Source organism: Pseudomonas baetica, from assembly GCF_002813455.1.
GTDB classification, from domain to species: Bacteria; Pseudomonadota; Gammaproteobacteria; order Pseudomonadales; family Pseudomonadaceae; genus Aquipseudomonas; species Aquipseudomonas baetica.
In genome coordinates, this window is the sequence record NZ_PHHE01000001.1 from 3,701,371 (window position 1) to 3,727,013 (window position 25,643).

Annotated in this window: 27 protein-coding genes; 15 read left to right on the forward strand and 12 right to left on the reverse strand. The window is 60.3% G+C overall.

Annotated elements, in window-relative coordinates; all coding sequences use genetic code 11:
• Positions 1 to 2 precede the first annotated feature (2 nt).
• The 6 genes from ATI02_RS16850 to ATI02_RS16875 form a co-directional block, all read right to left on the reverse strand.
• Positions 3 to 728: a DUF484 family protein gene (locus tag ATI02_RS16850; protein ID WP_095187952.1), complete on the reverse strand. Its 726-nt coding sequence runs from the start codon at positions 726 to 728 to the stop codon at positions 3 to 5.
• 13 nt (positions 729 to 741) lie between these two features.
• On the reverse strand, positions 742 to 1,572 hold the full coding sequence (gene dapF / locus ATI02_RS16855; RefSeq protein WP_095187953.1) for a diaminopimelate epimerase: 831 nt from the start codon (positions 1,570 to 1,572) through the stop codon (positions 742 to 744).
• A gap of 3 nt (positions 1,573 to 1,575) precedes the next feature.
• On the reverse strand, positions 1,576 to 2,823 hold the full coding sequence (lysA, locus tag ATI02_RS16860) for a diaminopimelate decarboxylase (protein ID WP_100846855.1): 1,248 nt from the start codon (positions 2,821 to 2,823) through the stop codon (positions 1,576 to 1,578).
• A 9-nt stretch (positions 2,824 to 2,832) separates the two neighbouring features.
• Positions 2,833 to 3,006: an LPS translocon maturation chaperone LptM gene (gene lptM, locus ATI02_RS16865; protein ID WP_007911098.1), complete on the reverse strand. Its 174-nt coding sequence runs from the start codon at positions 3,004 to 3,006 to the stop codon at positions 2,833 to 2,835.
• A gap of 143 nt (positions 3,007 to 3,149) precedes the next feature.
• Positions 3,150 to 4,091 (reverse strand): IS110 family transposase, encoded by a 942-nt coding sequence (locus ATI02_RS16870; protein WP_100846149.1) that lies wholly within the window; start codon positions 4,089 to 4,091, stop codon positions 3,150 to 3,152.
• A 94-nt stretch (positions 4,092 to 4,185) separates the two neighbouring features.
• Positions 4,186 to 5,348 (reverse strand): IS3 family transposase gene (locus tag ATI02_RS16875; protein ID WP_100846148.1). Its coding sequence is split into 2 segments (ribosomal slippage): positions 4,186 to 5,093 and positions 5,093 to 5,348, totalling 1,164 coding nucleotides; the frame shifts between segments, so codons are not numbered across the junction.
• Between the two features lie 387 nt (positions 5,349 to 5,735).
• Here ATI02_RS16875 and cyaY point away from each other — a divergent pair.
• The 3 genes from cyaY to rnk all read left to right on the forward strand — a co-directional run bounded on the left by cyaY (position 5,736) and on the right by rnk (position 6,833).
• Positions 5,736 to 6,068, forward strand: a complete 333-nt coding sequence (gene cyaY / locus ATI02_RS16880) for an iron donor protein CyaY (protein WP_077575013.1) — start codon at positions 5,736 to 5,738, stop codon at positions 6,066 to 6,068.
• Positions 6,069 to 6,072: 4 nt separating this feature from the next.
• Positions 6,073 to 6,294 carry a DUF1289 domain-containing protein gene (locus ATI02_RS16885; RefSeq protein WP_095187955.1) on the forward strand — a complete coding sequence of 74 codons (222 nt, stop codon included), beginning with the start codon at positions 6,073 to 6,075 and terminating at the stop codon, positions 6,292 to 6,294.
• Positions 6,295 to 6,422: 128 nt separating this feature from the next.
• On the forward strand, positions 6,423 to 6,833 hold the full coding sequence (rnk, locus tag ATI02_RS16890; protein ID WP_027610444.1) for a nucleoside diphosphate kinase regulator: 411 nt from the start codon (positions 6,423 to 6,425) through the stop codon (positions 6,831 to 6,833).
• Between the two features lie 7 nt (positions 6,834 to 6,840).
• Here rnk and ATI02_RS16895 read toward each other — a convergent pair whose 3' ends face one another.
• From ATI02_RS16895 to ATI02_RS16905, 3 genes are all read right to left on the reverse strand, one after another.
• A complete protein-coding gene (locus tag ATI02_RS16895) occupies positions 6,841 to 9,684 on the reverse strand; it encodes a class I adenylate cyclase (protein WP_100846856.1) in 2,844 nt (947 codons plus the stop codon).
• A gap of 183 nt (positions 9,685 to 9,867) precedes the next feature.
• On the reverse strand, positions 9,868 to 10,113 hold the full coding sequence (locus ATI02_RS16900; protein ID WP_095187958.1) for a TIGR02647 family protein: 246 nt from the start codon (positions 10,111 to 10,113) through the stop codon (positions 9,868 to 9,870).
• A gap of 192 nt (positions 10,114 to 10,305) precedes the next feature.
• Complete coding sequence (locus tag ATI02_RS16905) at positions 10,306 to 10,590, reverse strand: hypothetical protein (protein ID WP_095187959.1); 285 nt, start codon at positions 10,588 to 10,590, stop codon at positions 10,306 to 10,308.
• A 123-nt stretch (positions 10,591 to 10,713) separates the two neighbouring features.
• Here ATI02_RS16905 and ATI02_RS16910 point away from each other — a divergent pair, with 123 nt between their 5' ends.
• Positions 10,714 to 11,373 carry a glutathione S-transferase family protein gene (locus ATI02_RS16910; protein WP_100846857.1) on the forward strand — a complete coding sequence of 220 codons (660 nt, stop codon included), beginning with the start codon at positions 10,714 to 10,716 and terminating at the stop codon, positions 11,371 to 11,373.
• Positions 11,374 to 11,502: 129 nt separating this feature from the next.
• Here the strand turns inward: ATI02_RS16910 and argH are convergent, their stop codons facing one another.
• Positions 11,503 to 12,897, reverse strand: coding sequence for an argininosuccinate lyase (gene argH, locus ATI02_RS16915; RefSeq protein ID WP_100846858.1), 1,395 nt, complete (start codon positions 12,895 to 12,897; stop codon positions 11,503 to 11,505).
• A 470-nt stretch (positions 12,898 to 13,367) separates the two neighbouring features.
• Here argH and ATI02_RS16925 point away from each other — a divergent pair, with 470 nt between their 5' ends.
• The 7 genes from ATI02_RS16925 to rsd all read left to right on the forward strand — a co-directional run bounded on the left by ATI02_RS16925 (position 13,368) and on the right by rsd (position 19,763).
• Entirely contained in the window at positions 13,368 to 14,114 is a 747-nt protein-coding gene (locus ATI02_RS16925; RefSeq protein ID WP_095187962.1) for a LytR/AlgR family response regulator transcription factor, read from the forward strand.
• A gap of 137 nt (positions 14,115 to 14,251) precedes the next feature.
• Complete coding sequence (hemC, locus tag ATI02_RS16930) at positions 14,252 to 15,193, forward strand: hydroxymethylbilane synthase (protein ID WP_100846859.1); 942 nt, start codon at positions 14,252 to 14,254, stop codon at positions 15,191 to 15,193.
• Positions 15,190 to 15,957 (forward strand): uroporphyrinogen-III synthase, encoded by a 768-nt coding sequence (locus ATI02_RS16935; protein ID WP_100846860.1) that lies wholly within the window; start codon positions 15,190 to 15,192, stop codon positions 15,955 to 15,957. Before hemC ends, ATI02_RS16935 begins: the two co-directional genes overlap by 4 nt.
• 16 nt (positions 15,958 to 15,973) lie before the next feature.
• Entirely contained in the window at positions 15,974 to 17,116 is a 1,143-nt protein-coding gene (locus tag ATI02_RS16940; protein WP_100846861.1) for a uroporphyrinogen-III C-methyltransferase, read from the forward strand.
• Entirely contained in the window at positions 17,113 to 18,351 is a 1,239-nt protein-coding gene (locus ATI02_RS16945) for a heme biosynthesis protein HemY (protein WP_095187966.1), read from the forward strand. The genes ATI02_RS16940 and ATI02_RS16945 overlap by 4 nt, the downstream gene beginning before the upstream one ends.
• Positions 18,352 to 18,569: 218 nt before the next feature.
• Positions 18,570 to 19,121, forward strand: a complete 552-nt coding sequence (locus tag ATI02_RS16950; protein ID WP_095187967.1) for a disulfide bond formation protein B — start codon at positions 18,570 to 18,572, stop codon at positions 19,119 to 19,121.
• A 183-nt stretch (positions 19,122 to 19,304) separates the two neighbouring features.
• A complete protein-coding gene (gene rsd, locus ATI02_RS16955; RefSeq protein WP_095187968.1) occupies positions 19,305 to 19,763 on the forward strand; it encodes a sigma D regulator in 459 nt (152 codons plus the stop codon).
• A 55-nt stretch (positions 19,764 to 19,818) separates the two neighbouring features.
• Here the strand turns inward: rsd and ATI02_RS16960 are convergent, their stop codons facing one another.
• The gene (locus ATI02_RS16960; RefSeq protein ID WP_095187969.1) at positions 19,819 to 20,484 is read right to left on the reverse strand and encodes an FKBP-type peptidyl-prolyl cis-trans isomerase; all 666 of its coding nucleotides are present in this window, start codon (positions 20,482 to 20,484) and stop codon (positions 19,819 to 19,821) included.
• Positions 20,485 to 20,676: 192 nt separating this feature from the next.
• Between ATI02_RS16960 and ATI02_RS16965 the strand changes: the two genes are divergently transcribed.
• Entirely contained in the window at positions 20,677 to 21,810 is a 1,134-nt protein-coding gene (locus tag ATI02_RS16965; protein ID WP_100846862.1) for an AlgP family protein, read from the forward strand.
• Here ATI02_RS16965 and ATI02_RS16970 read toward each other — a convergent pair.
• Positions 21,807 to 22,268, reverse strand: coding sequence for a TIGR02444 family protein (locus ATI02_RS16970; RefSeq protein WP_100846863.1), 462 nt, complete (start codon positions 22,266 to 22,268; stop codon positions 21,807 to 21,809). The genes ATI02_RS16965 and ATI02_RS16970 overlap by 4 nt on opposite strands.
• Positions 22,269 to 22,318: 50 nt before the next feature.
• Here ATI02_RS16970 and ATI02_RS16975 point away from each other — a divergent pair, with 50 nt between their 5' ends.
• The 3 genes from ATI02_RS16975 (at position 22,319) to ATI02_RS16985 (ending at position 25,634) form a co-directional block, all read left to right on the forward strand.
• Positions 22,319 to 24,229, forward strand: a complete 1,911-nt coding sequence (locus ATI02_RS16975; protein ID WP_100846864.1) for an ATP-binding cassette domain-containing protein — start codon at positions 22,319 to 22,321, stop codon at positions 24,227 to 24,229.
• Positions 24,229 to 24,810, forward strand: a complete 582-nt coding sequence (locus tag ATI02_RS16980; protein WP_095187974.1) for a mechanosensitive ion channel family protein — start codon at positions 24,229 to 24,231, stop codon at positions 24,808 to 24,810. The genes ATI02_RS16975 and ATI02_RS16980 overlap by 1 nt, the downstream gene beginning before the upstream one ends.
• 191 nt (positions 24,811 to 25,001) lie before the next feature.
• Entirely contained in the window at positions 25,002 to 25,634 is a 633-nt protein-coding gene (locus ATI02_RS16985; protein WP_095187975.1) for a LysE family transporter, read from the forward strand.
• Positions 25,635 to 25,643: the final 9 nt, after the last annotated feature.

Here is a 25,643-nt window from a genome sequence, read left to right on the forward strand (position 1 = left end):
GTTCAGCGTACCGAGCGCAGGGAGCTGTTGACCCGTGGCAGCACGCGGCCCATGACTTCGGCGATATAGCTTAAGAACAGCGTACCGACCGAACTCTTGTAGTGCTGCGGATCACGGCTGGCGATCGCCAGAATGCCGTGGATGCCTTGATGGCTGACCGCAACCACGGCGGTAGAGCCGATTTGCTTGCGCTGTTCTTCGCCGAAGAGGAAGTCCAGTTCATGCTCGCGCAGGCTGCCGCTGACGCTTTTGCCTTCGGTGAGCAAGCCGCCGATGGCGACTTGGGCGTCAGCGTGGGTAACCCAGCGACCGACCGGTGCCGGGTTGTCACCGAGCAGGATCAGGCTGACAAAAGGCACCTGAAAATCCTGACGCAGACTGTCTTCGACGCTGATCACCACGTCTTCCAGGCTGGAGGCGTCCATCAGGGCGAGGATCAGGCGACGAGTCTTGTCGAACAGGCGATCGTTGTCGCGGGCGACGTCCATCAAATGCGAGAGGCGGTGACGCATCTCGATGTTGCGGTCGCGCAGGATAGTCATCTGCCGCTCGACCAGCGAAACGGTGTCACCGCGCTGGTGAGGAATGCGCAAGGCGGGCAGCAGTTCTTCATGCTCGACGAAGAAGTCCGGATGAGCCTCAAGGTATGCGGCAACCGCTGCCGCCTCCAGGCTTTCGGACGCAGATTCGTCGGACTGTCGGGCGGGTACCTGAGGCTTATCGGTCATGGTTTCTGCTCACTCAAAGACGTACTTGTCCTTCGTATACACGCACTGCCGGGCCGGTCATCAACACCGGTTGGCCAGGGCCTGCCCATTCAATGGACAGACGCCCGCCGGGCAGGTCGATCAACAGCGGCGAATCCATCCACCCCTGACTGATGGCCGCAACCGCCGCCGCACAAGCGCCGGTGCCGCAGGCCTGGGTTTCCCCGGCGCCGCGTTCCCACACGCGCAATTGCGCGCGGTGGCGGTCGATGACCTGGAGGAAACCGACATTGACCCGCGCCGGGAAGCGCGGGTGATGTTCGATTTTCGGCCCCAGTTCATGCACTGGGGCGCTGTTGATGTCCTGCACGCGCAGCACGGCGTGTGGGTTGCCCATCGACACGGCAGCCAGTTCGACCGTGGTGCCGTCGACTTCCAGCTGATAGCTGGTGGCCTGCGCCGGTGCTTCGAACGGAATGTCCGCCGGCACCAGGCGCGGAGCGCCCATGTTCACGCCGATCTGGCCGTCGTTACGCACGTCCAGTTCGATGATGCCGCCCTTGGTCTCGACGCGAATCTGCCGCTTGGCGGTCAGACGCTTGTCGAGCACGAAACGCGCGAAGCAGCGTGCACCGTTGCCGCACTGCTCAACTTCGGAACCGTCGGAGTTGAAGATCCGATAACGGAAATCCACCTCCGGGTTGCTCGGCGCTTCGACGATCAGCAACTGGTCGAAACCGATGCCTGTGTGCCGATCACCCCATTGCTTGGCGTGTTTGGGTTGAATATGCGCGTGCTGGCTGACCAGGTCGAGAACCATGAAGTCGTTGCCCAGGCCGTGCATTTTGGTAAAACGCAGCAGCATGGGTTACTCCGGCAGCAGGCTTTCGCCGGCAAACAGCTCGGCCACGGTTTCGCGGCGACGCACTTCAAAGACCTGATCACCGTCCACCAGCACCTCGGCGGCACGGCCGCGGGTGTTGTAGTTGGAAGCCATCACGAAACCGTAGGCGCCGGCCGAATGCACCGCCAGCAAGTCGCCTTCTTCCAGCGCAAGCTCACGGTCCTTGGCGAGGAAGTCGCCGGTTTCGCAGATCGGGCCGACCACGTCGTATTTACGCGCAGCGGTGTCGCGCGGTTTGACCGCGGTGACGTCCATCCATGCCTGATACAGCGCCGGACGGATCAGGTCGTTCATCGCCGCGTCGACGATGGCGAAATCCTTGTGTTCGGTGTGCTTGAGGTACTCGACTTGCGTCAGCAGCACGCCAGCGTTGGCGACGATGAAGCGGCCCGGCTCGAACACCAGCGCCAGATCGCGACCGTCCAGACGCTCGCGCACGGCTTTGATGTAGTCGGCGGCCAATGGCGGCTCTTCATCGCGATAACGCACACCCAAACCACCACCGAGATCGATGTGGCGCAGGTGAATGCCGCAATCGCCGAGACGGTCGACCAGATCCAGCAGGCGGTCGAGGGCGTCGATGAACGGCGGTAATGTAGTCAGTTGCGAACCGATGTGGCAATCGACACCGATCACTTCCAGATTCGGCAGGTGCGCGGCGCGCACGTACACGTCTTCGGCGTCGGCAATGGCGATGCCGAACTTGTTCTCTTTGAGACCGGTGGAAATGTACGGGTGGGTGCCAGCATCGACGTCGGGGTTGACGCGCAGCGAGACCGGCGCGCGAACGCCCAGCTCGGCGGCCACCACTTGCAGGCGCTCCAGCTCGTCGCTGGACTCGACGTTGAAGCAGTGCACGCCGACTTCCAAAGCGCGACGCATGTCATCACGGGTCTTGCCGACACCGGAGAACACGATCTTGTCGGCGCTGCCGCCAGCGGCCAGCACGCGTTCCAGTTCACCACGGGACACGATGTCGAAACCGGCGCCGAGACGGGCCAGGACATTCAGCACGCCGAGGTTGGAGTTGGCTTTGACCGCGAAGCAGACCAGATGCGGCATGCCGGCCAGCGCATCGGCGTAGGCCAGATACTGGGCTTGGATGTGCGCGCGCGAGTAAACATAGGTGGGCGTGCCGAAACGGTCGGCGATGGCGGACAGCGCCACACCTTCCGCGAACAGCTCCCCGCCACGGTAGTTAAAAGCGTCCATGGCGATCCCTTATTGGTAGACGTCGTGCTTGTGTGCTTTGGACGGCTGCTTTTGCGAAGACTGGGCTTGTTCGGCCGGGTCCTGATCGTCATCGGGCAGGTACAGCGGGCCTTTTTGACCGCAGGCCGAAACAAGGCAGGCAACCGCGACGAGCGCAGCAAGGGAAGAGATCAGGCGCTTCATGGCGAAATCCTTGAAAATGCGTTAATTGCGCCGGAGTATACCGGCCACCCGGCAGCTTGCCTATGTGATGGCCCACCCGTCCGGCGGGGCTCCCGAGAAGCGCATGATTCCCTGTGGGAGATTCTATGGTTGAGGGGAAGCCCTCAACTGACTTTTGTCTGATATTCGCTTTGCCCTTTCAGCAAGGCGAATACCACCCGAGCAAGTTTGCGAGCCAGCATCACCAACGCCTGCGTGGTGCTGAAACCCCGTGCTCTCTGGGCTTCGTAAAACCCTTTCCAGGCTATCGTACGGCTAGCCGACATCGCTGCGTTGTGCAAAAGTCGGCGGGCCTCGGGGTCTCCGCGCTTGGTCAAGCTGCGGCGACCGTCCTTTTGCCCTGATTTCGATACCCGTAAATCCATGCCCAGGAAGGCGATAAACGCATCCGCGTTGCTAAATTCTCCCCGCTGAAACGCCGTGAGCAGGCGCGCTCCGGTCAGAAATCCAATGCCCTCAACTTTCAGGCAACGCTTCAATTGGCCGAGCAAACCGGCTTGTTTGAGCTGATCGTTGATCGTCTTTTCGATCATCGTTTCAAGCCGCTGCATGGATTTTATTTGTTCAGCAAAAGCTGCCTTCAACAGCGGCTCATTCGACCAGCTCTGCACCAGGCCGACCCTTGCCTGGACCAAAGCCGCGCGGCGGCGGAAAAGGCTCAGGAGCTGGCGGTACAGCGGTGATGGCGGGGTCCAGGGGTGCAACTCCTCGGCTTCGTTCTTCAGGTAACGGGCCAGCAGCTTGGCGTCCAAGGCGTCGGTTTTGGCGCGGATCTTCACGCCTTCGCGGTAGTGTTTGAGTTCATAGCCGCCCACCATGTAAATCGTGCAACCGGCCGCATAGGCCAAATCAGCGAATTCCAGGTGGTAGATGTTGGTTGCCTCAATGGCAATAGACACGGGGACGAGCAAGGCCTTCAGCCACTGCTTGATGGATGTTTTGGTATTGGGAATCGCTTCAAGCAGATCGCTATCGGCCTGATAAATCACCAGTTCATTTTTGGCGACATCCACGCCAACGATCGGATTTGATAGAGCGACTGGCATTGCCACAGGATTTCCTCCGGGATAAGGTTTGAGCACTTGAAGGGTTCACCCAGAGGCGCAGGCTTGTTCCTATCGTCGGTCTAGCCTGTAGTGGTCAACTAATCCCGGACACGACGTTAAGTTTTTTCTCGGCCTGAGCTGGGGCCAGTCCGTTGTTGAATTGGTGCGGTCTAATCCAGTTGTACCGATGCATCAGGTAATGACTGATGTCGCGGTGCGCTTCTTGAGCTGTCATGTAGCCCACGGTCGGTATCCATTCAGTTTTCAAGCTGCGAAACACACGCTCCATCGGCGCGTTATCCCAGCAGTTTCCACGACGGCTCATGCTTTGGCGCATGCGGTAACGCCAGAGCCGTTGGCGAAACTGGCGACTGCCATATTGCGAGCCCTGATCCGAGTGAAACAGAAGCCCTTGAGGCCTGCCACGCTGTTCGTAAGCCATGTCCAACGCCTTGATGACCAGATCCGCATCCGGCTTGTTCGACAGCGCCCAGCCCACCACTCGGCGCGCGTAAAGATCCATAACGACAGCCAGGTAATGCCATTTCCCTTGAGCCCAGATGTAGGTGATGTCGCCACACCAGACCTGATTCGGCGCCGGCACATCAAACTCTCGATTCAATATGTTCGGAATGTCAGGCCGCTCAACCGTCGCTTGTTTGTAGGCATGTGATCCAGGTTGTTTACTGACCAACTCCAGTTCCCGCATCAGGCCTCGCACCTTGAACCGCCCAATTTGCTCGCCGTCTTCCTGCATCATCGACACGATGCTGCGGCTACCGGCGGCGCTTCGACTTTGCGTAAACAGTTCGTTAACCAGGCTGCGCAACCGAAGCCGCTCAACGTCTGGAGTTCGGCGCCTGAGACGATGGGCGTAGTAACACGAACGAGTGACGTCAAAGACTGCGCAAAGCCAATCAACCGGCTCTTGGGGGCTCAGTTGATCAATCAGCGCGTGCGCTCGTGCTCTTCCGACATCAAGAGCGCGGTAGCCTTTTTTAAAATGGATTTCTCCCGCTCAAGTCGAGCGATTCGAGCTTCCAATTCCTGGATTTTCTGTTGCTCTGGCGTCAGCGCTTTACTCTGCGGAGTAACGCCAGTGCGCTCCTGCTGAAGCTGATTAACCCAGCGGCGCAACGCGGACTCAACCACACCAAGCGAGCGGCTGGCTTCGATATGGCTATAGCCTTGATCGAGCACGAGGCCTGCGGCCTCGCGTTTGAATTCAGCGGAAAAAGAACGACGTTGTTTGGTCATCAGACACCTCTATCTGGCGAGCATTCTCGCCTAAATGGGTGTCCGGTTTCATTAGACCACTACAGCCAGATGCATTCTTTATCGGCGCTTGGGTGAAAGGAGGAGGGGCGAAATCTCCCACGGTCTGTGCTGCGTCAACAGTCAGAATCGAGCCTTGTCCCTCCTCCTCCCTTCAAGTCCTACCATACAAGCGAGCCTGCTCGCGAATGCGGTGTGTCAGCCAGCAATAGTGTTGAATGTGCCGGCCATTCGCGAGCAGGCTCGCTCCCACAGGGTTCGGCGTTGTATGGGCCAACGGGTCCTTGGTCGTTAATCTTTGCAATCGGCCGGAAGCGTCCGTATCTTTCGGCGCTTGAGCCTGATCAGACATTTTTTGAGGTTGCCGCAATGAGTTTGTCCGAAGCCCGTTTCCACGATCTGGTCGATGAAACCCAGGAAAAACTGGAAGACATCTTTGACGAGAGCGACCTGGACATCGATCTGGAAAGTTCGGCCGGCGTGCTGACCGTCAAGTTCGAAAACGGCTCGCAGCTGATCTTCAGCCGTCAGGAACCATTGCGTCAGCTGTGGCTGGCGGCGGTGTCCGGTGGTTTCCACTTCGACTACGACGAAGAAAGCGAACGCTGGATGTGCGACAAGAGCGAAGAGCAACTGGGTGAAATGCTCGAGCGCATCGTCAAGCAACAGGCCGGCGCCGAATTCGATTTCGAAGGTCTGTGATTCCGTGACTGACACCGCTCCCGTTCGTCCGCCCAAGCCGCTTTACAGCAACGTCAGCCCGGCGGTGCCTTCGCCGTGCAGCGGCGTGTGCCGGCTGGATGAACACAAGGTCTGCCTCGGCTGTTTCCGGCATGTCGAAGACATTCGTGAGTGGCGCTCGGCGGACGATGAGCGGCGGCGGGTGATCGTTACCCAGGCACAGCAACGCGGTGCCAACAGGGCGTGACTTGTATATTTTTTGAGCTGTGATAGTGTCCGAACACGCCTCAACCCACCGAGGCTCGGTGAAAACCCCGTCTTTTTTGGCGGGGTTTTGCTTTTTTAGTGTGCAGAAGAAAGGAGTCTGCCCGGATCATGACCGCACCTTCCATCACCCTTACCCGTCTGGACGTGCAACGTCTGGAACGCCTGATTGACAGCCTGGATGACACGCTGCCGGGTGTTATTGCGCTGCAAACCGAACTGGACCGCGCCGATACAGTGGTCGGCCACGATGAAGTGCCCGCCGATGTCGTGACGATGAATTCCCGTGTGCACTGCCGCGAAGAAGGCAGTGGCAAGGATTACCACCTGACGCTGGTGTATCCCAAGGATGCCAACGCCGACGAAGGCAAGATTTCCATTCTGGCACCGGTCGGCAGTGCGCTGCTGGGCCTGAAGGTCGGTCAGCACATCGACTGGCCGGCACCGGGCGGCAAGACCCTGAAACTGACTTTGCTGGAAGTCGAATCGCAGCCAGCCAACGGCGGTGAATTTCGCGAGTAACCCCGCCTTAGACCTGGTCGAGCGCCGCGTTCAGGGCGCGCTCCAGATCCGCCTTGTAGCGCAGATACAGATTGCTTGAACTTTGCCCGTCACCGAGCAGGCCCGAGAGGTCCAGGTCGGTGATGTAGCAGCGATAACGTTCGGTTTCGCGGCGCTGCTCGACGATCTCCCGGGCGACCACGCTGAACAGCTGGTCGCCATGTTCCAGCTCGCTGAATTCCCGTTGATTGCAATACAGGGTGACCTGCACTTCCCCCGGTGCGGCTTTGCCGACAATCGCCTGCACGTCGTAGAAAGGTTTGTTGACCGGCGTCTGCGGCGCTGGCCGGGCTTCGACCCGTCGCGCCCGTCCCGGGCCCGAGGGCAACAACTGGTAATACAAAGTTTCGAGACGGGCCGAGGGGGCGGCATCCATCGGTAGCAACGCTTCGCGCCGGTACTGGATCGATTGCAGGAAGCGCTGTAGCGGTACCAGCAGACTTTGCTCGTCGTGATACGGCAAGTGCTGTTGCCACAACGCGTTGAATTCATCGAGCACGTACAGTTCGGCCTGCTGCTCGGTAATCCGGTAGAACACCTGAATGCAGTCCGGCTGGCCCATCGGCAGGATCAGCGCGAGGTCGTGATCCTCCAGCGCCATCGGGTCAAGATGCAGCGGGCTGTAGCGCGCCAGTTCTTCGCCGAGGTAATCGAGCAATGCCGGCAGGGTGGCGAGGGCAACATGGTTGACCTGGCCCGGTACCAATTCCAGCACGTGATAGTGCTGTTGCACCTGGATCAGATAGCGATGATTCAAATCGCTGAGCAGCAAATTCTGCGCAGTGTCGACCACCTCTTCGACACGCCGGGCGATGAATTGCGCACGGTTGTGGCAGAAGCAGCGCACCTTCAGCGAAGGTTGCAGCGCCCCGCGAGGCAAGTTGTTGAGGTAATCGCGCAGGCAATCGAGCAGGGCGTGGGGGCCGTCGAAGCGGTTGACCAGTACTTCGTTCCAACTGTTGAGCGTGACCTGATCCAGCGTCAGCACCAGATTTTCGCGCACACCGGCGTAGCTCAGCGAATCGGTGCGCTCGGTGGTCATCAGGATGTTCAGGTCGCGGTGATGCTTGAGCGGGTCGACACCGACATTGACCAGCATCAGCACCTCGCTCGGCACCGCAGCGCGCAGCAACGGCTCTTCGGCAACGGTGGGCAAGGGCAGGGCGATGCTTTGTTGCAGGCTGCCGAGCAGGTTGAACAGTTCGAACTCGCTCAAGTCGCTGTTGCCAGGATGCAGGGCCAGGCGGGTGCTGCTGTCGATCACACCGTTGCGATGGCACCAGGTCAGCAGTTCGAGCAACTCGCGGCTGCGTTTGATCGGCGCGAAATGTTCCCACTCCAGTGCCGTCAGGCTGCCGTTGTACAGGCCCCACTGGGTTTGCCCCGGCTCCTTCTTGTTGCGCGACTGCACCAGGGTCAGGGTGTCTTCGGCCAGATCCGGGGCGATGCCGGGGTTGATGAACTCGACCTTGTCAGCCTTGCGTTCGAACGCGGCATAAAGCCTGCGACCGAGGACGTTGAGGTCACGTTTGTTGATCAGGCTGACGGTCTGTTCGGTGCGGGCAAATTGGGCCAGGAAGCGATAGCTGTAGTTCAGCTCATTGACCAGCGCGCGGCGTTCGGCGCTGACCTGGCGGACTTTCCACTGGCTGCGGCTGTCGAGCAGCGCCAGTTGCCGCTGATCCCAATGCCATTCATTGGCCAAACGTTCGAGCAGCGAGCGCTGCCAGCCTTGGCTGCGACTGCTGCCGGTGAGCTTGCGGTTGACCTTCAAATACAGTGCGCGGCGCACCAGCTCCAGGCGCTCCGGCTCCTTACGCGCAGTGAGGTATTCCTCGATGCGCCGATACACGACCATGTACGGGTCAAGTTCATCCAGATCGAGCTGGTTGGCGAACACCGCTTGCTTGTAGCGCAGGCTCAGGCACTGCACTGTCGGGTGCTCGCTGGCGTAGACCTCGGTCAGCAGCAGCTTGAGCACCGATTTGTAGGGTGACTCGATGCCCTTGAACAACTGCCATAGTCCGGCACCGATGAACTCGCCCGGCGGAATCGTCGCCAGATGTCCGAGGTCGAGGGTTTCGTCCGCGCGGATGAAACGTTTGGACAGCAGCGTGTGGGTGTAAAGGTCGTAGGCGTTTTCTTCGTAGACCGGCACCAGCCACCAGATTGGCGTGCGCCCGGCCAGCCAGATCGCGGTGCGGTAGAACTCGTCCAGCAGTAGATAGTGCTGGGTGGTGCCGCAGTTTTCCGAACTGAGTTGGCTGTCACGTTCGCCTTTGACGAAACGCACCGGATCGATCAGAAAGAAATGCGCCTCGGCGCCCTGGCTCGCCGCCCAGGTTTCGAGCAACTGGCATTTCTTGTGCAATTCAGCGAGTTCACTTTCGCTCAGGTCCGGCGCGTGGCAAACCCACACGTCCATATCGCTTTGATCAGCTTGAGCCAGCGTGCCGAGGCTGCCCATCAGGAACAGACCGTGAATCGGTCGTGGCGGATTGCTGCCGTGGCGTGGCTTGTAGGAGAACGAGCGGGTCAGACGCTGGGCTTCGGCAAGGGCATTGGCATCCGGCTCGTAATTCGACAGACCGGCCGGCGTACTGCCCGAGACATAACCTGGCAACAGTGGATGATTGACGTGAAAGAACAGTGGCAGCAGCGTCAGCACGCCTTGTTGGCGCGTCGACAAGCCTTCCAGTGCTCGGCCCAGTCGACCTTCATTGAGTTTGAGAAAACGCGCGCGCAGTTGGCTGAGTACCTTGCGGTCGACTCCCTCGTCCAGGTCGGGGCGGATTTCGTGGGTGCGCGTCATGTCAGCTCAAACCGGCTCGCAGGCTCGGAGGTGAAGGGTCTCGGATTGTCGGCAGTTTAGCCTCTGCGCACCGGGACTTTTAAGCTGAATTTGTTTTTTGACGTCAGGTTTCTATCGCTGGGTGTCAGAGTGGGCCCGCGGAAATCCCGTGGCAGGAGTTCCCGTGGGCAAAGTCGAGGAGGATCAGGCTGTTTCTTGCTCTTTCAGAATGGTCAGCACCGTTTGCACATTTTGCGCGGCATCACGACCCAGGCTGGTCAGATAACCGCCATCGGGCTGATCGGTGAGTTCTTTTTCAAAGAGGCGTTGGGCGGCAGCAATGTGCTTCGGGGCAGCGGTCTGATGAATTTTCAAACCTTCCTGGGAACTGTCCAGGGGAAAGAGTGCAAGGACTTCCAGTTCGGCAACCAACTCAGGGGTAAGCGACATAAGGACTCCAGACTTTCTAGGAATTGGACGACAGCGCCCCTAAGGTGAACCTGCCGGCGCGGACTGTCCAGTGTGCGCGTCAGGGTTTTTGTCCGGGGGCGGATTCCAGTGTAGTCAGGGTCTGGCGGAAGGCTGGATGGATGGGTGACAAATTGTGTGGGAGCAGGCCCGCTCCCACGGTTAGCTGCGCGGTTACTGCTTTTCGGGTGGCAACTCAGGCAGCGCACGCAATGCGGTTTCATACCATTGGGTATCAAACGCACGGTCTTCATCGAGCATCGCGTCAATCTCGAAAGCCAACACATGGGCCATCAGATTGAGGATCTCTTCGCGCTCGACCCCCACCAGAGTGAGCTTATTGAACGTGGCTTTAGCCGCTGGCGGGTTGTCGCTTTCGATCTGGTTCTCGATCGCTTCGATCAGCGTGCTCTCGGTGAACTCTTCTTCGTCGTTGTCGATGTCTGTCGGCTCGCTCATGGCAGGCTCCTCAAGGAAAGGCGCCAGTTTACCTGCATTCAGCGGCGTGATGCTGCTGGCGGGAATCGGCCGTCCGATCTATAAAAAGACACTGCCCACCCCGCACGGCCTGGAGGCTATGTGATGCTCAAGCTCTACGGATTTTCTGTCAGCAACTACTACAACATGGTCAAACTGGCGCTGCTGGAAAAAGGCCTGCCGTTCGAAGAGGTCACGTTCTATCCCGCGCAGACCCCGGATTCGCTGGCGATCAGCCCGCGCGGCAAGGTGCCGGTGCTGGGCGTCGATGCCGGGTTCATCAACGAGACTGCGATCATCCTCGAATACCTCGAACAGACCCAGAAAGGTACACCGCTGCTGCCACGCGACCCGTTCGAACGGGCGCAGGTGTTGGCGATTGCCAAGGAAATCGAGTTGTATATCGAGCTGCCAGGGCGCGCCTGTTATGGCGAAGCGTTTTTCGGCATGACGTTGCCGGAGGCGATCAAGGAAAAGACCAAAACCGAATTGCTATTGGGCTTTGCGGCGCTCGGCCGCCACGGCAAATTCGCCCCGTATGTGGCGGGCGACAGTCTGAGCATCGCGGATTTGTACTTCCTTTACAGCGTGCCGCTGGCCTGTGCGGTCGGGCAGAAGCTGTTCGGGATTGATTTTCTGGCAGAGTTGCCGCAGGCGAAGGCGCTGCTGGAGCGGCTTGAACAGAATCCGCATGTGCAGAAGATTGCGGCGGACAAGGAGGCGGCGATGCCGGCGTTTTTGGCGATGATCGCTGCCAAGAAGTAAGATTTGTAGTGTTGTGAAGGACGCTTTCGCGAGCAAGCCCGCTCCCACATTTGGATTTATGTTGTACACAGAATCTGTGACCGACATAAATCCCCTGTGGGAGCGGGCTTGCTCGCGAAGCTTTTGCTGTTAGCGGCTGGCGATCAGCGCCTGACCGCGAACGACCGCTGCCCTGACCTGCGCCGGCGCAGTTCCGCCGATATGGTCACGGGCATTCACCGAGCCTTCCAGGGTCAGTACGGCAAACACGTCCTGTTCGATCTGGTCGCTGAACTGACGCAGTTCTTCCAGGCTCATTTCCGCCAGATCCTTGCCAGTGTCCACGCCGTACTTCACCGCGTGGCCAACGATTTCGTGGCAGTCACGGAACGGCAGACCACGACGCACCAGATAATCCGCCAGGTCAGTCGCGGTGGAGAAACCGCGCAGGGCCGCTTCACGCATGATCGCGTGTTTCGGCTTGATCGCCGGGATCATGTCGGCGAACGCACGCAGTGAATCACGCAGGGTGTCAGCGGCGTCGAACAGCGGCTCTTTATCTTCCTGGTTGTCCTTGTTGTAGGCCAGCGGCTGGCCTTTCATCAGGGTCAGCAGGCCCATCAGCGCGCCGAATACACGGCCGGTCTTGCCGCGCACCAGCTCAGGCACGTCGGGGTTTTTCTTTTGCGGCATGATCGAGCTGCCGGTGCAGAAGCGATCCGGCAGATCGATGAACTGGAATTGCGCGCTGGTCCACAGCACCAGCTCTTCGGAGAAACGCGACAGGTGCATCATCGCGATGCTCGCGGCCGAGCAGAATTCGATGGCGAAGTCGCGATCGGAAACGTTGTCCAGCGAGTTGCCGCCCACGGCATCGAAGCCCAGCAGTTGCGCGGTGTATTCGCGGTCGATCGGGTAGGTGGTGCCAGCGAGTGCGGCGCTGCCCAGCGGCATGCGGTTGGTGCGCTTGCGGCAGTCGACCAGACGTTCGTAGTCGCGGCTGAGCATTTCGAACCAAGCCAGCATGTGGTGCCCGAACGTCACTGGCTGCGCGGTCTGCAAGTGCGTGAAGCCCGGCATGATGCTGGCGGCTTCGCGCTCGGCTTGCTCCAGCAGGCCTTTCTGCAGGCGGGTGATCTCGGCCAGGATCAGGTCGATCTCGTCACGCAGCCACAGGCGGATATCAGTGGCCACCTGGTCGTTACGGCTACGCCCTGTGTGCAGCTTTTTGCCGGTGACACCGATGCGGTCGGTCAGGCGCGCTTCGATGTTCATGTGCACGTCTTCGAGGTCGATGCGCCAGTCGAACTGGCCGGCCTCGATTTCGCCCTGAATGGTCTTCAGGCCATCGATGATGGTGTCGCGCTCGGCATCGGTCAGCACGCCGACCTTGGCCAGCATGGTGGCGTGGGCGATCGAGCCCATGATGTCGTGGCGATACAGGCGCTGGTCGAAAGTGACGGAGGCGGTGAAGCGGGCGACGAAGGCGTCGACGGGTTCACTGAAGCGGCCGCCCCAGGACTGATTGGTCTTGTCAGTGCTCATGAATTCGCTCGTATCGGCTTGAAGAAAAAAGGCGTGAAACGCTGGCGCGGATAATAACAGGGTTGCCAATCCTGTCGCTGACACCGGTCGATACGTTTTTTTCTCATCGCGTCATGCATAGTCGGCGCGTTCTCCCGGGAATTTGCGCAACGATATTTTTCGATTGAGCAATATCGGCCCGACGAGCGTCTACAGTTGGACATAAGGGTTGGCGCAAGTCAGATCGCGCAAAGGTCTGGCTGCCGACTATAAGAAGAGGGGGTGGGTGTATTGTCCTTGGGCAAACACCGCGCAAAGCGCAGGAAACAGCGGGCATCGAGCAGTACGACCCGGGCACTGGCAAATATTGCTGGCCGACGTACGGCACTTTTTGGCGCTCGGGCTAGTCTTAGCGTGGATCGCGGTGACGGACGTCACTTCACCTGTCTACGCTATCCTTGTGCGAGACTCACGCAGGAATCCAGCGCAATATGAATGTCCTGATCGTTGATGACGAACCACTGGCTCGCGAGCGCCTCAGCCGAATGGTGAGCGAGCTCGAGGGTTATACAGTCCTGGAGCCCAGCGCCACGAATGGCGAAGAGGCGTTGGCACTGATCGACAGCCACAAGCCGGATATCGTGCTGCTCGATATCCGCATGCCGGGCCTCGATGGCCTGCAGGTTGCTGCCCGACTGTGCGAACGCGAAACGCCGCCCGCCGTGGTGTTTTGCACCAGCCCCGATGAATTTGCCGTGGAAGCCCTGCAGGCCAGCGCCGTGGGCTATGTGGTGAAACCCGTGCGAACCGAACATCTGCATGACGCCTTGAGAAAGGCTGAACGCCCCAATCGGGCGCAACTCTCGGCCCTGACCCGTCCCGCTGCCGAAAGCGGCACCGGCCCGCGCAGTCACATCAGTGCCCGCACCCGCAAAGGCATCGAACTGATCCCGCTGGATCAGGTGGTCTACTTTATCGCCGACCACAAATACGTGACCCTGCGCCACGAGGCCGGTGAAGTGCTGCTGGACGAACCGCTCAAGGCCCTCGAAGACGAATTCGGCGAGCGCTTCGTACGTATCCACCGCAACGCGCTGGTCGCCCGCGACCGCATCGAGCGCCTGCAACGCACACCGCTGGGGCATTTCCAGCTGTTCCTCAAAGGACTCAATGGTGACGCGCTGATTGTCAGCCGCCGGCATGTGGCGGGTGTGCGCAAAATGATGCAGGGCCTTTAACCCGGTCATTCCGGGTGGTTTTCACTTCTCGTTACCAGGCGTTGCAGGCCAGGGAGGCCACGCCGTTCTGATTCAAGTCAAAGTGGATTTGGCTGAGCTGTTATTATCCGCCGTATCTATTCAGTACGGATTGATCCATGTCCTCTCGCGAAATCCGCATCGCCACCCGTAAAAGTGCGCTGGCCCTCTGGCAGGCCGAATACGTCAAAGCCCGTCTGGAAGCGGCCCATCCGGATCTGCTGGTGACGCTGGTGCCCATGGTCAGTCGCGGCGACAAGTTGCTTGATTCACCGCTGTCGAAAATCGGCGGCAAGGGCCTGTTCGTCAAGGAACTGGAAACCGCGCTGCTGGAAAACGAAGCTGATATCGCCGTGCACTCGATGAAAGACGTGCCGATGGACTTCCCCGAAGGCCTCGGTCTGTTCTGCATCTGCGAGCGCGAAGACCCGCGTGATGCCTTCGTTTCCAATACCTACGCAAGCCTTGAGGCGTTGCCGGCCGGCAGCATCGTCGGCACTTCCAGCCTGCGTCGTCAGGCGCAGTTGTTGACCCGCCGTCCTGATCTGCAAATCCGCTTTCTGCGCGGCAACGTCAACACCCGTCTGGCCAAGCTTGATGCCGGTGAGTACGACGCGATCATCCTCGCCGCGGCCGGTTTGATCCGTCTCGGTTTCGAAGACCGTATCACTTCGGCCATCAGCGTCGACGACAGTCTGCCGGCCGGCGGTCAAGGTGCAGTCGGTATCGAATGTCGCAGCGTCGACACAGAAATCCACGCCTTGCTGGCGCCGTTGCACCATGCCGATACCTCCTCGCGCGTCACCGCTGAACGCGCCCTCAACAAGCATTTGAATGGCGGCTGCCAAGTGCCGATCGCCTGCTATGCCGTGCTCGAAGGCGAGCAATTGTGGCTGCGAGGTCTGGTGGGCGAGCCGAGTGGCGGCAGGCTGATCAGCGCCGAAGCCCGGGCACCACGCGGCGATGCCGAAGCGTTGGGGGTGAAGGTCGCCGAAGACTTGCTTGGCCAGGGCGCGGAGGAAATTCTCAAGGCAGTTTACGGCGAGGCAGGTCACGAGTGACTGCCTGGCGCCTGCTGCTGACGCGCCCTGCGGATGACTGTGCGGCGCTCGCCGAAAACCTGGCCGGGCAGGGGATTTTTAGCAGTTGCCTGCCGCTTTTGGAAATTGCGCCGTTACCGGTTTCTGAGAAGATCGCCCGGGCGATAGGGCAATTGTCGGGTTGCAGCGCGGTGATCGTGGTCAGCAAACCGGCAGCGCGTATTGCGCTGCAACTGCTCGATGCCTATGGGCCGCAGTCACCGGCGATGCCATGGTTCAGCGTCGGTGCGGCGACGGCGCAGATTCTCAAGGATCACGGCCTCGACGTGAGCTTCCCGGTCGATGGCGATGACAGCGAAGCATTGCTGCAATTGCCGCGTCTGCGTGAGGCCGTGACCCGGCCCGGTGCGCAGGTGTTGATTCTGCGCGGCGAGGGTGGTCGTGAGTTGCTCGCCGAGCGCCTGCGCGAGCTAGGTGCTAGTGTCGAGTATCTGGAATTGTATCGACGTGACCTGCCAGCCTATGCGCCGCAAACACTGCCGCGGCGGATCGAAGCGGAACGCTTGAACGGGCTGGTGGTCAGCAGTGGACAGGGTTTCGAGCACTTGCGCCAGATGGCCGGCGATGGCTGGCCGACGATTGCGCGGTTGCCGTTGTTTGTTCCAAGCCCAAGGGTCGCCGAGCTGGCACGTGCCGCCGGGGCCCAAACAGTTGTGGATTGCCGCGGCGCGAGTGCCGCGGCTTTGCTGACGGCGTTACGGGAGCATCCCGTGCCCGTTCTCTAATGCAAAGGATGGATACGTGAGCGAAACAGCCTTGCCAAAAGATGACGTCCAACCAGTGATTGATGCGCCGGTTGAAACTCCACCGCCGGCCAAAGAGCCACGCCGAGGCAATGGCCTGGCCATCGTCGCCCTGTTGCTCGGCGCTGCCGGTGTCGCGATCGGTGGCTGGGGAGTCTGGCAGGTGCGTCACCTGCAAACCAATACTCAGCAACAGTCGGGTCAGGTTCAGGCGTTGAACGATCAGGCGCAGAGTCTGAAACTCAACGAACAGCGCCTGACCGAGCGCCTTGCGCAGTTGCCAGGTGCCGACGAACTCGCCGAGCGCCAGCGTCTGGTCGCGCAGCTTCAAGGCGATCAGCAACGCCTCAATCAGCGTCTGGAAACCGTCCTTGGCGCCAGCCGCAAGGATTGGCGTCTGGCCGAGGCCGAGCACCTGCTGCGGCTTGCCAGCCTGCGTCTGTCGGCGTTGCAGGACATCAGCAGTGCTCAGGCCCTGGTGCAGGGTGCTGACGAAATCCTCCGTGAACAGAACGATCCCGGTTCGTTTGCTGCCCGTGAGCAAGTGGCCAAAACCCTGGTCGCGTTGCGCAGCACCGAGCAGCCAGATCGCACCGGGTTGTTCCTGCGTCTGGGGGCGCTGCGTGATCAGGTCATCGACCTCACCGAGCTGGCGCCGGAGTACAAGGATCGCGGTGAATCGCTGCTCGGCCTGACCGCCGATGGTGATGGCGCCAGTCGCTGGGCGCAGTGGTGGGATAAGGTCTCGCGCTACATCCGTATCGATTTCGACGCAGACAAGAATGTGAAGCCGCTGTTGGCCGGGCAAAGTCTGAGTCAGGTGCGTCTGGCCCTGAGCCTGGCGCTGGAGCAGGCGCAGTGGGCAGCCCTCAATGGTCAGGCGCCGGTGTACACCCAGGCACTGGCCGAGGCGCGCGACGTTCTCAAAGGCAACTTCAATCCGGACAATGCGCAAAGCAAAGTGATGCTGGAACAGGTTGGCGAGCTGAGCAAGGAGCCGGTCACCGTTAATACGCCGGATCTGACCGGCACCCTGAGTGCGGTCCAGGCTTATCTCGAGCGGCGTAACGTCAACGCCCAAGAGTCGGTGAAACCCTTCGCCAAGCCTGCCGCCAGCACCGCGCAGGAGGCCACGCCATGAAACGCCTCTATGTGATCGTGTTTCTGGTGATCGCGGCGACGGCGGCGCTGGGCCTGGCGATTGCCGAGCATTCCGGTTACGTGCTGGTCGCTTACAAGAGCTTCCGTTACGAGTCGAGTCTGTGGGCGACGTTGGCGCTGATCGCGGTGTTGTGGTTGTTGATCTGGGGCATCAAGGCCCTGGTCGAGTTGGTCATGACGTCCAGTGGCGTGGTCAATCCATGGTCCCGGCGTAACCGCAGCCGTCGTGTGCAGGTGGCGATCGAGCACGGTCAACTGGATCTGGCCGAAGGTCGCTGGGCCAGCGCCCAGCGTCATCTGTATCGAGCCGCTGAAGCCGAACGCCAACCGCTGCTGTATTACCTCGGCGCTGCCCGCGCGGCGAACGAGCAAGGCAATTACGAGGAGTCCGATCGTCTGCTTGAGCGCGCTCTGGAGCGTCAGCCCCAAGCGGAACTGGCGATTGCCTTGAGCCACGCACAGTTGCAGACCGATCGTGGCGACACCGACGGTGCGCTGGTGACCTTGCAGGCAATGCACGAGCGCCATCCACACAACGTACAGACGCTGCGTCAGTTGCAGCGTCTGTATCAGCAGCGCGGCGAATGGTCGGCGGTGATTCGCCTGCTGCCGGAACTGCGCAAGGACAAAGTCCTGCCGCCCACCGAACTGGCGGAGCTGGAGCGCCGTGCCTGGGGCGAAAACCTGTCGCTGGCAGCACAACGTGAGGAGGACGGCACGGTGGGTCTGCAGTCACTCAATCGCGCCTGGCAGCAGTTGACCTCGGCGCAGCGTCAGGAACCGCCACTGGTACTGGCTTACGCCGAGCAACTGCGTCAGCTGGGTGCTCAGGTCGAAGCAGAGGAGGTGCTGCGCACGGCCCTCAAGCGCAAGTACGACAGTCATCTGGCGCGGCTTTACGGTCTGGTGCGTGGCAGCGATCCGGCGCGTCAACTGCAAACTGCTGAAGGTTGGCTCAAGGATCATCCGGGCGATCCGAGCTTGCTGTTGACTCTGGGTCGGTTATGTCTGCAATCGAGTCTGTGGGGCAAGGCTCGCGACTATCTTGAAAGCAGCCTGCGTGTGCAGCGTAATCCGGAGGCCTGTGCAGAACTGGCACGCCTGCTTGCGCAACTCGGCGACACAGGGCGCAGCAACCAACTGTTCCAGGAAGGCCTGGGCTTGCTGGATGAACGCCTGCTTGCCGCGCCTTTGCCGGCACCGGCTAACGTGTGAAACGACGAGGGAGTTCGCTCCCTCGTATCTGTTTCGCGAGCGAATATTTACCCATTTTCAGCGGCTCGGACAAAGTCCTACAAGGGGCTACACCGATTCCTCGTCAACCTGTCGGGATTTCCCTACACCTCTGGTGAAGTGTCGGCAGGCACTCGCCTTGAAAGGCTGACACGCTTTCCTCTACCGTAACTGTCTGTCTCTACTGTTACGGATAAGCCATGTCGTTGGCCTGCTCACGCTCCTTGTTTTTCATGGCTTTCACCGCAGGGGCTCTGGCCCTGGGAGCTTCCTATTATCTTGAATACGCGATCGGGCTGACACCGTGCAGCCTGTGTCTGGTGCAGCGGTTTTTCATGGTGTTGCTGACGGTCTGCTGCGGGCTGGCTGCGGTGCATGGTCCCGGGCGTGTCGGTCTGTCGGTGTACTGGGTCGCAGCCTTTGGCGCGAGCCTGGGAGGCACCACGGCGGCCTGGCGGCAGGTGTTGCTTCAGGGCGATACATTGTCGCAACTGGCCAGCTGTGCTCCGGACTCCGAAGCCTTGTTCAGCAGCCTGCCCTGGCTGTGCGCGACCGCGCGGATGTTTAAAGGCAGTGCCGACTGCGTTGAGATCTCCTGGACGCTGTTCGATTTGAGCATCCCGGAGTGGAGCCTGCTGTTCTTTGTCGCGATGTCGATTTTTGCGGTTTATCAATTGCTGCGTCTGGTCTGGAGCGCTCTGCAACGACCGCTCAGCGGCGAAGCGTCGCACCGGGTGCTGGTCGAGGATTAAACACTTGTATGAACTTTTACTCCTGCGTACCTTGAAGCCATAAGCGTGCGGGCATAATCTGGCCCGCACGTGTCATTGGATTTATGTTGCTCGATGACGCTCTGCCCGACCGTCCCCCAGGCCAAAACCAAAAGCGGGACGCGGGTGTAGAGCAGCATGACCCACAAGGGAAGAGAGATTGCCATGCTCGAAAGTTGTCAGAATGCTCAGGAACGTTGGGGTGGGGTTCATCTGCTGATCGACCGCTGGTTGCAAGAGCGTGAAGATCTGATCGGTGCCTACGACAAACTCGGCGCGGAGCCTCAGACGTTGTCCGAGAACCGCAAGCCCTTGCAGGAGTTCTGCGGTGTGCTGGTCGATTACGTCTCGGCCGGGCACTTCGAAATCTACGAACAGCTGACCGGTGAGGCCAAGGCGTTCAACGACAAGCGTGGCTTGGAGCTCGCCGAGACGATCTATCCGCGCATCGATGTCATCACCGAAAAGCTTCTCGCGTTCAACGACCTTTGCGATGAAGGCAAATGCGTCGCGGAGAAATTCAAGGAGCTTGGCGGCCTGCTTCACGAACGATTCGAACTGGAAGACTGCTTGATTGAAGTGCTGCACACGGCACACAAGGAAGAAGATTCAGTTCAGGTCTGACTGACGCTTTGAACAAAAAACGGTGCGCTCAGGCGCACCGTTTTTTTTTGCCCGATCAGCTCGTCGCACCACGCAATTCGACTTCAAAAACCAGCGGTGTGAACGGCGCGATCAGGTCGCCGGCACCGTCTGCGCCATAGGCCTGATCGGATGGAATCACCAGTCGCCATTTCGCACCCACCGGCATGTTTTGCAACGCGGTGCGCCAACCCGCGATTACGCTGTCGAGGTTGAACCACTGCGGCTGACTGTTCTGGTCGAACACGGTGCCATCCGGCAGGCGCCCGATATACAACACCTGGACTTGTCCATCGGGACCGGCTTTCGCGCCAGTGCCTGGCGTCAGCTCGGTCAGCAAGATGCCGTCGGCCAGTTCCTTCACGCCCGGTCGGGCTTTTTCCGCCGTCAGGAAACGCTGCTCGTTTTCCATCGCGGCATCGCTCGAAGGCTGCGCATTGTGTTCGGCATTCTGTGATTCGTGATCGGCCAGAATCTGCTCAATGCGCGCTTCGCTCAGCGCCAGCGGCTTGCCTTGATAAGCCTGCTGCAACCCATCGATCAATGCCTGAATCTGCAATTGCGGGACTTCCTGACGCAGCCGTTCGCCCAGGCTTGCACCGAGGCTGTAGGCCAGATCATGAGCGTCATTCGCCGTGGTTTTTTCGTCTGCGTGGGTAACTGAAAAAATCATGCAGAGGGATAAAAAAAAGTAGCGCGACATCGGCACTCTCCGTCCTGAGGTGCGGTGGATTATGCCAGCGTGAACGTCTGCAACGGTGAACTGCTTTTGACTTCATGCAGAACATTTTCAGTTCGGTGCAACGCAACGCAATTGATACTGTCAAGATGACCTAGCGGCGGTAGCAGCAGAGGTCTAGTATGAGCCGCACTCACGTCAGCCAGGAGGTAAACCATGTCGGCCACCAAGAAGCCTGTAAACACTCCGTTGCACTTACTCCAACAACTCTCGGGCAGCTTGCTCGAGCATCTGGAAAACGCTTGCTCCCAAGCCTTGGCTGATGCTGAAAAACTGCTCGCCAAACTGGAAAAGCAACGCGGCAAGGCGCAAGAAAAACTGCACAAATCCCGCACCAAATTGCAGGACGCAGCTGCCGCCGGTAAGGCCAAGGCGCAGACCAAAGCCAAAGGCGCAGTGAAAGAACTCGAAGACCTGCTCGATGCCCTGAAGGATCGTCAGTCCGATACCCGCAGCTACATTCTGCAACTCAAGCGCGATGCTCAGGAAAGTCTGAAATTGGCCCAGGGCGTGGGCCGCGTGCAAGAAGCAGTGGGCAAAGTGTTGTCCTCGCGTTCGGCCAAACCTGCTGCTGCGCCAGCTAAGAAAGCGGCAGCCAAGCCTGCTGCAAGCAAGGCACCGGCGAAAACTGCGGCTGCCAGACCAGCTGTAAAAGCCAGCGCAAAACCTGCTGCAAAAGTCGCTGCCAAAGCTCCGGTGAAAGCGGCGGCAAAACCGGCGGCGAAAAAACCGGCTGCGGCGAGCGCTGCGAAACCTGCGGCTAAAACCACTGCTGCGAAACCTGCGGCCGCTAAACCTGCTGCTGCCAAACCAGTCACAAAAACAGCTGCGACCAAAGCAACTCCGGCGAAAACCGCAGCAGCCAAACCGGCCGCTAAACCGGCTGCCAGAACTGCGTCCAAAACTGCCGCTGCAAAACCTGCAGCCAAGGCGCCCGCCAAACCTGTTGCCGCCAAAGTTGCAGCGAAACCGGCTGCTAAAGTTGCAGTAAAACCCGCTGCAAAACCTGCTGCGAAACCAGCCGCCAAGCCTGCAGTGAAAGCCGCCGCCAAGCCAGCTGCGGCTAAGCCGGCTGCCAAGCCAGCCGCCAAACCAGTTGCGAAAAAACCGGTGGCGGCTAAACCTGCCGCAGCCAAACCGGCGACTGCTCCAACTGCCAAGCCTGCCGCACCGGCAACCCCGGCTTCGCCAGCAGCCTCTGCGCCAGCCGCTTCCACCTCGACCACCACGACTGCGCCAACGCCAGCCGCTTCATCGAGCGTCAGCAACAATCCAACCAGCGCCTCCTAAGTGCCGGTTGCCGCGACGCGCAGCACTTGCAGCGCGTCGCGGCTCAGGCTGTCCGCCGGACCGGCCAACGCCTCCAGCCAGATCTCCGCCCCGGCTTCATTTCGCTCCCACACCTGAGCAACACCCTCCAGTCGCGACAACAACGCGCGCTCGGCTTCAAGCTCCAGCGCTTTGACTTGCTCACGCATGCCTTTCAACACTGGATCATCAACCGCCCGGGTTTTCCATTGCATGCGCAACGTTCGCAACGGTTGCACAACCTCGATATCCCATGACTCGGTCAATGCCTGAAGCGGCTGCACGCGCTGTTGATCGCAGGCCACACCACGTTGTTCCAGCCATAAACCGCACAACAGCAGGCACACATTGGCCCCTGCCGTTTGCAGTTGCAGGCAGGCGTCTTCCACGCCCGGACGGGCGTAGGTGGCAAGGGAAAAGCTCCACAGGTCAGAGGACATCGTGCTACTCGCGCCAGTTGTGAGCGAAGCTGGTAGACTCCGCCGCCATTATGATCCGACTTCAGAACCTGACTTTACAGCGTGGCCCGCAACGTCTGCTAGAAGACGCCGAGCTGACCCTGCACGCCGGCCACAAAGCTGGCCTCATCGGTGCCAACGGCGCCGGCAAATCCAGCCTGTTTGCCTTGCTGCGCGGCGAGTTGCACCCGGATTCGGGCGATTGCCTGCTGCCGGCCGACTGGCGAATCGCGCACATGCGCCAGGAGGTCGACACCCTCGAGCGCCTGGCGGTCGACTATGTGCTCGATGGCGACCTGCGTCTACGTGAGGTGCAGCGTGATCTCGCCGCAGCCGAAGCGGCCCATGACGGTGTCGCTCTGGCCCGCCTGCACGCCGAACTCGACAGCGCCGACGGCTACACCGCCGACGCCCGCGCCCGCAAATTGCTGGCTGGCCTGGGGTTCACCAACGAACAGATGGATCGTCAGGTCGGCGATTTCTCCGGTGGCTGGCGGATGCGCCTGAACCTGGCGCAGGCCCTGATGTGCCCATCGGACTTGTTGCTGCTCGACGAACCGACCAACCACTTGGACCTCGACGCCATCATCTGGCTCGAAGAGTGGCTCAAAAGCTACCCGGGTACCCTACTGCTGATTTCCCACGACCGCGATTTCCTCGATGAAGTCGTCGACCATGTGGCCCACGTCGATCAGCGCAAAATCACCCTCTACCGTGGCGGCTACACCGCGTTCGAGCGTGCCCGTGCCGAGCGTCTGGCCCAGCAGCAACAGGCCTACGAGAAGCAGCAGGCGCAGCGTGCGCACATGGAAAGCTACATCGCCCGCTTCAAGGCCCAGGCCACCAAGGCCCGTCAGGCGCAGAGCCGGATCAAGGCACTGGAGCGGATGGAGGAGCTGTCGGCAGCCCACGTCGATTCGCCGTTTGACTTCGTGTTCCGCGAGTCGACCAAGATCTCCAGCACGCTGATCGATCTGTCCGATGCGAACCTGGGCTACGGCGACCGCACCGTGCTGGAGAAGGTCAAGCTGCAACTGACCCCTGGCGCGCGGATCGGTCTGCTCGGGCCCAACGGCGCGGGTAAATCGACGCTGATCAAGAACCTCGCCGGTGAGTTGCAACCGCTGGCCGGGCGTCTGACCCGTGGCGAGAATACCGTGGTCGGCTACTTCGCTCAGCATCAACTCGACTCACTGGACTCCAAGGCCAGCCCGTTGCTGCACTTGCAGCGCCTGGCGCCGACCGAGCGTGAGCAGACCCTGCGTGACTTCCTCGGTGGTTTCGACTTCCGCGGTGCGCGGCTTGATGAGCCGGTACTGAATTTCTCCGGCGGCGAAAAGGCCCGTCTGGCCCTGGCGTTGATCGCTTGGGAACGGCCGAACCTGTTGCTGCTCGACGAACCGACCAACCACCTCGACCTGGAAATGCGCCTGGCGCTGACTATGGCGCTGCAGGAATTCAGCGGCGCGGTGCTGGTGGTTTCCCACGATCGTCATCTGCTCAAGAGCACCACCGATAACTTCTACCTGGTGGCCGACGGCAAGGTCGAAGAGTTCGATGGCGATCTCGAAGACTACGCGCGCTGGCTGGTGGAATACCGTCAGCGCAATGCGCCGGTCAGCAATACTCCGGTAAACCCGGACAAGACCGACAAGAAAGCCCAGCGTCAGGCTGCTGCTGCGTTGCGTCAGCAACTGGCGCCGCACAAGCGTGAAGCCGATAAGCTTGAAGCCGAACTGGGCAAGCTCCACGAGAAACTCGCCAAGGTCGATGCCAGCCTCGGCGACAGCGACATCTACGAGCCGGCACGCAAGAACGAATTGCGTGATCTGCTGGCTGAACAAGCCAGGCTGAAAGTGCGCGAAGCCGAGCTTGAAGAAGCGTGGATGGAAGCCCTGGAGACGCTGGAAAGCATGCAGGCGGAGCTGGAGGCGCTGTCCTGATGGAAGCGTTCAAGCTGCCGCTGCCAGCGATGTGGGTCGAGCCGATCTGGCTCGGCGTGCAGATTCTGCTGATTCTGCTGGCCGGTTACATTGCCCAGCGCTTTGTCGCCAAATGCCTGACCCGTCTGGGTGAGCGCTACCCGTTCCCGCCGCAGCTGTTGATGCCGCTGCGTGGCGTGCTGCGCTGGCTGATCATGGGCAGTGCGGTGATTTTCGTCCTGGAGCGCCTCGGCGTGTCGGCCACAGTGTTGTGGACGGCACTCTCGGGTTTTGTCGCGGTGGCGGCGGTGGCGTTCTTCGCGATGTGGAGCGTGCTGTCGAATCTGCTCTGCGCGATTCTGATTTTCACTGTCGGGCCGTTTCGTTTGGGTGATGTGGTCGAACTGGTGGACACCACGGATAAACCCGGCGTCAAAGGTCGGGTGGTGGCGATCAATCTGCTCTACACCACGTTGATCGAGGCTGAAGAACTGGGCACCGGCAGCGCGATGGTGCAGGTGCCGAACAGCTTGTTCTTCCAGCGTTCGGTACGGCGTTGGCGTGGGACTGATGTGTTCCCGTCGAGCGGCTTCGAGAAGTAATTTCTATGTCGTCTGTTCCGACGCCTTCGCGAGCAGGCTCGCTCCCACAGTAGACCGCGATCAAATGTGGGAGCGAGCCTGCTCGCGAAGGGGCCCTCAGCTTCCCGCAATATTTAGCAAAAAACTGGTAGTCATCCATTCAAACCCGCATTAGCTTAGGCATTTGTCACGAGCATGAGCCGAGGTGTGCGATGGAGCTACAAACATGGCTGGCGTTTTTCGCCGCCTGCTGGGTGATCAGTCTTTCCCCGGGCGCCGGCGCCATTGCGTCGATGTCCAGCGGTCTGCAATACGGTTTCTGGCGCGGCTACTGGAATGCCCTGGGCCTGCAAATCGGCCTGGCCGTGCAGATTGCGATTGTCGGCGCCGGTGTCGGCGCAATTCTCACTGCTTCGGCCACCGCGTTCCACGCGATCAAATGGTTCGGTGTGGCGTATCTGGTGTATCTGGCGATCAAGCAATGGCGCGCCCTGCCCATGGACATGAGCGATGACGCGGCGGTGCGGCCGATCGGCAAGCCGCTGGCGCTGGTGTTCCGCGGTTTTCTGGTGAACATCAGCAACCCCAAGGCATTGGTGTTCATGCTGGCGGTGCTGCCGCAGTTCATCAATCCTCACGCGCCGCTGCTGATCCAGTATCTGGTGATCGGCGCGACCATGATCTGCGTCGACCTGATCGTCATGGCCGGCTACACCGGTCTGGCGTCGAAAGTGCTTCGCTTGCTGCGCACGCCAACGCAGCAGAAACGCATGAACCGTACGTTTGCCGGGCTGTTCATCGGCGCCGCGGCGTTCATGGCGACGTTGCGTAAAGCAGCGGCGTAAAGCGCGCGG